This window comes from Gordonia phosphorivorans, assembly GCF_042432625.1.
GTDB classification, from domain to species: Bacteria; Actinomycetota; Actinomycetes; order Mycobacteriales; family Mycobacteriaceae; genus Gordonia; species Gordonia phosphorivorans.
Map to the genome: position 1 here is coordinate 21,890 of NZ_JBHLWV010000025.1, position 6,488 is coordinate 28,377.

5 protein-coding genes are annotated in these 6,488 nt (G+C 68.6%); 4 read left to right on the forward strand and 1 reads right to left on the reverse strand.

The window, feature by feature from the left end:
* Positions 1–39: 39 nt before the first annotated feature.
* The 3 genes from ACFFJD_RS14060 to ACFFJD_RS14070 all read left to right on the forward strand — a co-directional run bounded on the left by ACFFJD_RS14060 (position 40) and on the right by ACFFJD_RS14070 (position 4,037).
* On the forward strand, positions 40–1,881 hold the full coding sequence (locus tag ACFFJD_RS14060; protein ID WP_382365212.1) for a YhgE/Pip family protein: 1,842 nt from the start codon (positions 40–42) through the stop codon (positions 1,879–1,881).
* A gap of 258 nt (positions 1,882–2,139) precedes the next feature.
* Positions 2,140–3,213 (forward strand): enoyl-CoA hydratase/isomerase family protein, encoded by a 1,074-nt coding sequence (locus ACFFJD_RS14065; protein ID WP_382365214.1) that lies wholly within the window; start codon positions 2,140–2,142, stop codon positions 3,211–3,213.
* A gap of 41 nt (positions 3,214–3,254) precedes the next feature.
* On the forward strand, positions 3,255–4,037 hold the full coding sequence (locus tag ACFFJD_RS14070; RefSeq protein WP_382365216.1) for an enoyl-CoA hydratase: 783 nt from the start codon (positions 3,255–3,257) through the stop codon (positions 4,035–4,037).
* 12 nt (positions 4,038–4,049) lie between these two features.
* Here the strand turns inward: ACFFJD_RS14070 and ACFFJD_RS14075 are convergent, their stop codons facing one another.
* Entirely contained in the window at positions 4,050–5,423 is a 1,374-nt protein-coding gene (locus tag ACFFJD_RS14075) for an MFS transporter (RefSeq protein ID WP_382365218.1), read from the reverse strand.
* Positions 5,424–5,574: 151 nt separating this feature from the next.
* On the opposite strand from ACFFJD_RS14075, the gene ACFFJD_RS14080 reads away from it, so the two are divergent.
* A complete protein-coding gene (locus ACFFJD_RS14080; protein ID WP_382365220.1) occupies positions 5,575–6,387 on the forward strand; it encodes an SDR family NAD(P)-dependent oxidoreductase in 813 nt (270 codons plus the stop codon).
* Positions 6,388–6,488 lie beyond the last annotated feature (101 nt).

Consider the following 6,488-nt stretch of genomic DNA (forward strand, 5'->3'; position numbering starts at 1 on the left):
CCCCGAGTCTCGCGTCACGTTCAAGATCCGGAGCACTGCATGACCACCGAGCAACCGAAACCCAGGATGCAGCGATCGCGGCTACTCCGCTTGATCGTCGCCATCGTGGTGACCATCCCCCTCGTCATCTCAGCGATCTACATGTGGGCTCTCTGGGACCCGACAAAGAAGGTCGACGAGATGCCCGTCGCCATCGTCAACAGCGATGTGGGCTACGGCGAGGGCGCCGATCGAGTCGATGCCGGCGCGGGCGTGGCCAACAACCTCGTCGAGAGCCAGTCCCTCGGATTCAAGCTGGTCGACGAAAAGGCCGCCTACGAGGGTCTGCGCGACGGTGACTACTACTTCGTGATCCAGATCCCCGAGGACTTCAGTGAGTCCCTCGCGAACATCGCGACGGTGACCGAAGCTCCGGCGCTGATCTCGGTGACCTTCAACGACTACAACACGTTGAAGGCCTCCTCGATCGGTGGCTCGGCGATGGAGAAGATCCAGCAGGCAGTGCTGAAGGGCGTGGCCACCACGACCGTCGGTTCCCTGGTCGACGGCGTGCAGAGCCTGGGCGACGGTCTCCGTACCGCTGCCGACGGCTCCACCCAGCTGGCCGACGGCACCACCACGCTCCGCGAAGGCATCGAGAACGAGCTGGCGCCGGGCGTCAGCCAGGCGGCCGAAGGCTCCAACAAGCTCGCCGCCGGTGCGGGCACCCTGTCGCAGGGTCTGTACACCCTGCAGGCCGGCACCGACACCCTTGGTGCCGGCGCCACGCAGATCGCCGACGGCATCGAGCGGATCACCGGCCAGATCCCGCTGGCGCAGGTGGAGGCGCTGCTGAAGCAGGCGCAGGCCGTGGTCCCGAACTCGTCGCAGCTGGCGACGGTCTCCGAACTCATCGAGGGTCTGCAGGCTCTGAAGGCCGGCAGCCGTCAGGTGGCCAACGAGCTCACCGATCCCAACGCCCAGTACCGCGGTGGTCTGAACAAGCTCGTCGACGGCGGCGGGCAGCTCGCCAGCGGCGCGAACGAACTCTCTGTGGGCATGGGCAAGCTCGACGCCGGTGTCGCCAAGCTCGCCGACGGCGCGCGTCAGCTCGACGAGGGTGCGGGCAAGCTCAGCACCGGTCTGAACGCCGGTGCCGAGCAGGCGCCGGACTTCGGCGACCAGGATCGTCGTACCTCGCTGGCCGCGTTGATCGCGACGCCGGTCGGCAAGGAGTACAAGCACGTCGCGCAGGCCCAGTTCATGGGTCCCGGCGCCATGGTCGTGATCCTGATCATCATCACCATGCTGATCCCGATCGTCGTGTTCATGAGCTTCCGCGGTCACCGCTTCGTGACCGACAACGAGGCACCGCGCAGCGTGCGTGACATCGCTCGCCGCGGCTTGGCCGTCGTGGGCATCAGCCTGGTGGCCGTCTGGGTCCTGGCCGCCCTCGTGTGGTTCTTCATGCTGTCGCCGTCGCCGAACCCGGTCAGTCTGTGGCAGGTGTATCTGATAACCGGCGCGGCAGTGGTGATGTATGTGGCGCTGATATCGGTGCTGTTCACCCTGTTCGGCTACGTGGTGGGTGCCATCACCTCGCTGGCCTGGATGATGTTGCAGCTGTTCTCCTACGGCGGCATCTGGATGTACCAGACCGTGCCGGCGCCGTTCCAGTGGCTGTACTGGATCTCGCCGATGACGTTGGTCCAGAAGGGTTACACCGCGAGCTTCAACGGGGTGTCCGGGTTCTGGCCGTCGTTCATCAGCATGCTGGTGATCGCGGCGGTCGCCGCGGCCATCACCTTCGCGGTGGTGAAGTGGCAGAACAAGCGGCTCCACGGGGTCGACGCCCCGGGTTCCGGTGGGGAGACCACTGAAATCCTGACGCCGACTCACTGAGTCGAGCCGACCGCTGACTCCCGGCGAGGGTGGGTGCATTCTCACTCCTCGCCGGGAGTTTCGCATCGGCGGTGTGTGATCTCGCGACCCGTCCCGTATCTCGCCAGAGCTGCAGCACGGGCGACACGAGGGGCGGGTCGCGACACGGGGGATGTTCCTGCCCGGGTTGACCGGACGGGGTGTGCAGGTCACGATAGATACGAGGACGTTAGAGTTTCTCGTCCGGCCGTCTTTTCTCGTCACCCCAAGGAGACCCGCATGCCTGCGCCCGACCACGACCAGCCGAAGGTCATCGCCGAGGCGACGGAGGGTATCGGTTCGCTGACGCTGAACCGACCGTCGTCGATCAACGCGCTCGATCACGACATGGTGGGGCTGATGGCCGCGAAGCTGGCCGAGTGGGCCGACGATCCGCAGATCCGGGCCGTCGTGATCGCCGGTGCGGGCACCCGCGGACTGTGCGCGGGCGGCGACATCGTCGCCATTCACCGTGACGCGGCCGCGCTGGCCGGCACCGACGACGCCGCGGCCACGGCCAGCGGTTCGGCCGAGTTCTGGCGCGACGAGTACCGGATGAACGCGGACATCGCCGAGTACCCCAAGCCCTATATCGCCCTGATGGACGGCATCGTGATGGGCGGCGGCGTCGGAATCTCCGCGCACGCCAACACCCGGGTGGTGACCGACCGTACCCGCCTGGCCATGCCCGAGGTGGGTATCGGGTTGGTGCCCGACGTCGGCGGCACCTGGCTGCTCTCGCGCATCCCCGACGAACTGGGCACCTACGTGGCGCTGACCTCGGCGCCCCTCAACGGCGCCGACGCGATCGCGCTCGGTGCGGCCGATCATTACGTCCCGGCCGATCGACTCGACGAATTCCGCGCGGCCCTGGCCACCGGCACCGTCGAGCAGGCGCTGGCCGACTTCGCCACCCCGCCGCCCGCCTCCGCGCTGGCCGCCCAGCGGGAGTGGATCGCGGAGGCCTTCGCCGCCGACTCGGTGCGCGAGATCGTCGCGAACTGCCGTCGCGCCGGACGCGACGACGTGGCCGACACCATCGAGTCCAAGTCGCCGACCGCGCTCGCGGTCACGTTGGCCGCCCTGCGCGCCGCCGTCGGCGAGTCGTCGCTGCGGGAGGCCCTGGTGCGCGAGTACCGCACGTCGGTGCGGTGTCTGCAGCATCCGGACCTCGCCGAGGGCATTCGCGCCCAGGTGATCGACAAGGATCGCACGCCGTCGTGGCAGCCCAGCAGCCTCGACGACGTGACCGCCGAGGCGGTGGCGCGCTTCGCGGCGCCGCTGGCCGCCGACCTCGAACTGACCTACCCCTGACCCGGTACCCGCCGGCCGACCCGAGCAGCAGGAGAACACACATGTCTGAGACCACGTACGCCACCATCCTCGTCGAGCAGCGCGACCGCGTCGGCCTGATCACCTTGAACCGGCCCAAGGCCCTGAACGCCTTGAACACGGAGGTGATGAACGACGTGGTGGCCGCGGCGCAGGTGTTCGACGTCGATCCGTCGGTGGGCGCCATCGTGATCACCGGTTCCGACCGCGCGTTCGCGGCCGGCGCGGACATCAAGGAGATGTCCGAGAAGGACTACAGCGACATGCTGTCCGAGCAGTTCTTCGTCGGCTGGGATGCGTTGGCGGCCCTGCGCACCCCGACCATCGCGGCGGTCAACGGCTACGCGCTGGGCGGTGGCTGTGAGCTGGCGATGATGTGCGACATGCTCATCGCCGGCGACTCGGCGGTGTTCGGGCAGCCGGAGATCAACCTCGGCGTGATCCCGGGCATCGGCGGTTCGCAGCGGCTGACCCGCGCGATCGGTAAGGCCAAGGCGATGGACATGATCCTGACCGGTCGGCAGATGAAGGCCGACGAGGCCGATCGTCTGGGGCTGGTGTCGCGGCTGGTGCCGGCCGACACGATGCTCGAGGAAGCCCTGAAGGTGGCCGCGGAGATCGCCGGCAAGTCGCTCGTGGCGTCGTCGCTGGCCAAGGAGGCGGTGAACCGGGCGTTCGAGTCCGGCCTGCTGGAGGGCATCCGCGTGGAGCGGAGCCTGTTCTACTCGGCGTTCGCCACCGACGATCAGAGCGAGGGCATGGCCGCATTCGCGGAGAAGCGGAAGCCGAACTTCACCCACCGCTGACGGCGGCCGGCGTCAGGGTCGCGTGCGGGCCGAGGCCCGCCGCGCCCGCAGCTGGTTGATGATCAGCGCCAGGAACACCACGGTCGCCGTCACCGCGCCCACCCCGAGTGCGATAGTGATGCCGTGCTCGCCGGGCTGGGCGGCCAGCACGGCGCCGACCACGGCGCTACCGATCGCACCGCCCACGGTGCGCAGCACCTGGTTGAAGCTGACGGCGCTGCCCACCTCGAAGATCGCGACATTGCGCGCGATGAGCGTCGGCATGGCCGCGTACGCCGCACCCATGCCGAGGCCGAACAGGAGCATGCCGACGAGGACCTCCCACAGGTCGTCGTTGGTGCCCCACAGCATGAGTGCGGCCGCCGCCATCAACGATGCGCCGGCCGGGAGCATCGTCGTGGTGGACCCGGGCCCCAGCCGCCGCACGAAGCGGTTGCCCGCGAGGCTGCCCACCGACAGCGGCAGCATCACGAAACCGGCCCAGAACAGGGGCAGCTCGAGTCCGTAGCCGGTGGCCTTCTCCGCCTGCGCCATGATGCTGACGATCGACAGGCTCATGTACATGGCGGCACCGAGCCCGATCGCGGTGAGGTTGGCCAGCAGGACGTCGGGCGACTTGACCACACGCAGGTTGATCAGCGGATCGCGCGAGCGGAGCTCCACCAGCGTCCACGCGACCAGACAGAGCACGCCGACGAGGGCGACGAGCAGGGTGGGCGCCGACGCCCATCCCCAGTGCGCGCCCTGGCTGACGGCGATGAGCAGCCCGGCCAGACCCGCCGACAGCAGGGCCGCCCCGGCGGTGTCGAACGGGCGGGAACGGCCCTCGGCGCCGTCGGCGGGAACCCACTTGGCCACCACGATGATCGCCGTCAACACAAAGGCGCTCGCGAACCAGAAGGCGACGCGGAAGTCGAGAAGACTGGCGAGCACGCCGGTCAGCGGATAGCCGAGCCCGAGGCCGGTGGCGACGGTGACCGACAGAATCGAGATGGCCGGGTCGGCGCGGTCGGCCCCGAGATGGCGACGGGCCAGCACGATGGTCACCGGGACGATGCCGTAGGTCAGGCCCTGCAGGGCGCGGCCGACGAGGAAGACGCTGAAATTGCTCGCGGTGCCCGCGACGATCGAGCCGATCAGGATCACCAGCAGCGAGACCAGCAGCAGCCGTTTGGTGTTCACGCCGTCGGAGAGGCGCCCCATGATCGGGGTCGCGACGGCGCCCACCAGCAGGTTCAGCGTCAGCATCCACTGGGCGGCGCTCACTGACACCTCGAGGCCGGCGGCGATCGACGGCACCAGCAGCATGCCGAGCGAGCTGACGATCGACGTGGTGAGCGCGGCGTAGATCAGGCTGGGGACGAGCGTTCTCGGTGCCGCCGTCATGCCTCGGCCCCGGAGCAGTCGGCGCGCGGGGCCGTCGAGGGTTTCACCTCTCCCGTTCTACCCCCGCGTCGGTCCGGACCTCGCATTGGGCGGTCGCGGGGCGCTGTGAGACGCTGACGACAGGGCAGGACCGGAACGAGAAGAGGCGTAGATGAAGATCCAGGACAGTGTGTTCGTGGTGACCGGGGCGGGCAACGGAATCGGGCGCTGCGTCGCCCTCGAACTGCTGTCCCGGGGCGGCCGGGTGGCCGCCGCCGACCTCAGCGACACGGGTCTGGCCGATCTCGCCGCCGAGGCCGCCGCCGGATCGCGGCTGTCCACGCATGTGCTCAATGTGGCCGACTCGGCGGCCGTCGCCGAGCTTCCCGCGCAGGTCGTCGCCGCGCACGGGCAGGTCGACGGGCTGTTCAACATCGCCGGGATCGCGCAGAACTTCGAGAGCGCCGCAGGTATTCCAGAAGCGCGGATGCAGCAGATCCTGGATGTGAACTTCTACGGCACCGTCGGACTGACGCGCGCGTTCCTGCCGCTGCTGGAGGCCCGACCTGAGGGCGGCGTCGTGATGGTCACCGCCAGTCTGGCCGCGATGGTGCCGGTCCCGGGAGCCGCGACCTACGGTGCTTCGAAGGCGGCCGTCGCCGCGTTCGCTTACGGCCTCAAGCAGGATCTGCGCAACGCCAAGTCCAAGGTCACCGTCACCACCGTGCTGCCCGGCACCATCTGGACCGACCTGGTGCGCGAGAGCGCGCAAACCCTCGGCACCCCGGAGATCGTCGCGAAGGCCTTCGCCATGCGGGCCGAGAAGGCCGCGCACCGGATGATCGAGACCACGCTGAAGGGCCGCGGGCGAGTGGTGATCGGCAAGGACGCGCACGTGTACGACGTGCTCGGTCGGCTGAGCACCAACTTGGCCGAGCGGATGTCGTACCTGCAGGTGGCGAGCTTCGTCTACCGCGACCGCTAGTGTCGCGTGTCGTTAGATAGTTTATGGTTGCGCCTTCTTCAGGATTTCGTCGGCGGTCTTGGTCCAGACGAAGGGGTGTTTGCGGTCGTTCCAGCCGTTGA

Bases quoted from the DNA above. Each gene is read 5' to 3' on its own strand.
- ACFFJD_RS14080 (WP_382365220.1), top strand. From the start codon at position 5,575: ATGAAGATCCAGGACAGTGTGTTCGTGGTGACCGGGGCGGGCAACGGA.
- ACFFJD_RS14075 (WP_382365218.1), bottom strand. From the start codon at position 5,423: ATGACGGCGGCACCGAGAACGCTCGTCCCCAGCCTGATCTACGCCGCG.
- ACFFJD_RS14060 (WP_382365212.1), top strand. From the start codon at position 40: ATGACCACCGAGCAACCGAAACCCAGGATGCAGCGATCGCGGCTACTC.
- ACFFJD_RS14070 (WP_382365216.1), top strand. From the start codon at position 3,255: ATGTCTGAGACCACGTACGCCACCATCCTCGTCGAGCAGCGCGACCGC.
- ACFFJD_RS14065 (WP_382365214.1), top strand. From the start codon at position 2,140: ATGCCTGCGCCCGACCACGACCAGCCGAAGGTCATCGCCGAGGCGACG.